The 1,824-nt window shown below is 76.6% G+C and carries 2 protein-coding genes and 1 pseudogene; all 3 read right to left on the reverse strand.

Annotation, left to right across the window (positions count from 1 at the left end; genetic code table 11):
• The coding region (locus MCBG_RS11710) for a histidine kinase (protein ID WP_223201190.1) at positions 1 to 930 on the reverse strand (930 nt) is incomplete at its 3' end.
• Positions 931 to 976: 46 nt separating this feature from the next.
• A complete protein-coding gene (gene bioD, locus MCBG_RS11715) occupies positions 977 to 1,708 on the reverse strand; it encodes a dethiobiotin synthase (protein WP_043325586.1) in 732 nt (243 codons plus the stop codon).
• A pseudogene (locus MCBG_RS32495) lies at positions 1,705 to 1,824 on the reverse strand (8-amino-7-oxononanoate synthase); the annotation flags it as partial. The pseudogene MCBG_RS32495 and the gene bioD, both read right to left, overlap by 4 nt.

Below are 1,824 nucleotides of genomic sequence, written 5' to 3' on the forward strand. Positions count from 1 at the left end.
ACAGTCACCGCGTCGGCCGTACGGGCCACGTCGACGGTGACCGGGGCGCCAGGGGCGTAGCGAACGGAGAAGGTGAGCGCCTCCCGGACCACCCGCTGCGCCGCGTGCGCCGCCAGCGGCGGCAGGTCCGCGTCGTCGGCGCGCAGGTCGACTGTCATCCCGGCGCCGCGCGCGCCGTCGACCACGTCGGTGACCGTCTCCCCCGGCGGCCGCAGCGAAAAGTTCCTCGCGCAGCACGCCGATCACGTCGTGCAGCCGTTCGGTGGCGGCGGCGACGCTGGCGCGCAGCTCGCCGGCCGCCGCCCGGTGCGCCGGGGACAGGTCCGGCGCCAGTTCCAGCGCGCCCGCCCGCAGCGCGATGAGGCTCAGGTCGTGACCGAGCGAGTCGTGCATGTCCTGGGCGATGCGGGCCCGCTCCCGCAGGCGTACCCGCTCGACCTCGGCCCGGCGCTCGGCCTGCGTGTGGCGCAGCCCGGCGTCGGCGAGCGCGCGGTGCTGCCGCCGCAGCCGGCCCAGCAGCCAGGGGAACACACCGGCGAACAGCAGCACCGAGGAGAGCAGGAACCAGGTGGAGGGCTCGGTGCCGAGCAGCCCGAGGTTGAGCACGGAACCGGTGACCGCGATGGCGGCGAAGACGGCGGCGGCCGGTGCGGCCCGGTCGCTGCGTCGCCCGGCCAGGTAGCCGAAGACCGGGATGGCGAACACCACGTTGCCGTCGACGAGCGAGCCGGCCACCACCGCGAGCACCGCGACCAGCGGCCAGCGGCGGCCGATCCACACCGCCGTGCCGAGCAGCGCCAGCGCGGCGGCCAGCGGCGGCAGTTCGTCCGCGTGCCACGGCGGGGTGAGGCGGCCGTACGCCACGGGCGCCGCGAGCACGGCCCAGAGCAGCAGGTCACCGGCCCGGCGTTGTCGTTCGCGGGGTTCCACGGCGGTCACGCTACCCACGCCCGGCCGGTCCGGGCACCGACGAAAGTCAGGTCTCCTCGGCCCAGGCCCGCCAGTCGTCCAGCACGCCGTACAGGGCGGGGGTGAGCCAGCCGGGCGCGGACCTGCGGAACACGCCGGGGTCCATGCCGCCCGCGCCGGCGGGCACCGCGCCGAGCAGGTTCGGCACCAGCTCGGACAGGTTGAGCCAGTGCACCAGCTCCGGTTCGGCCGGCCAGGCGCCGATCACCACGCCGGCCGGTACGGCCCGCCGCTCCAGCGCCTCCAGCGTCAGCGCGGTGTGGTTGAGCGTGCCGAGCCCGGCCCGTGCCACGACCACCGCGGGCGCGCCGAGCGACACCGCCAGGTCGGCCACCGTCCACGGCTCGCCGGACGGGCGCAGTCCCATCGGTACGAGCAGCCCGCCCGCGCCCTCGATCAGCACCAGGTCGTGCTTGTCGGCCTCCTCGCGGATCGCGTCGACCGCGTTGTACAGCTCCAGCGGCGGCAGGTCCGCCACCCGGGCCGCGGCCAGCGGCGCGAGCGGATCGGGGTAGCTGGCGAGCGTCCGGCCGGTGAGCGGGGCGGCCAGCCGGGTCACCGAGTCGACGTCGCCGGGCTCGCCGGTGGCCGTACCGGTCTGGCCGGGCTTGACCACGGCGACCCGCAGCCCGGCGGCCTGCGCGGCGGCGGCGACGGCGGCGGTCACCACCGTCTTGCCGATCTCGGTGTCGGTGCCGGTCACCAGCACCGGCCCGGTCCAGGCGTCGCCGAGGCTCATGGCGCACACTCCACGATCACGTCCAGGGCCCGGTCGAAGCCGGCCCGGTCCACCCCGGCGCTGACCGTGAGGCGCAGCCGGGAGCGGCTGTCCGGTGTGGACGGCGGACGGAAGCA

This window comes from Micromonospora sp. M42 (genome assembly GCF_000568915.1).
In the GTDB taxonomy this organism is placed as follows: domain Bacteria; phylum Actinomycetota; class Actinomycetes; order Mycobacteriales; family Micromonosporaceae; genus Micromonospora; species Micromonospora chalcea.

What these genes read in the sequence shown, in the direction of transcription:
- bioD (WP_043325586.1), bottom strand. Translation starts at nt 1,708, where the DNA reads ATGAGCCTCGGCGACGCCTGGACCGGGCCGGTGCTGGTGACCGGCACC.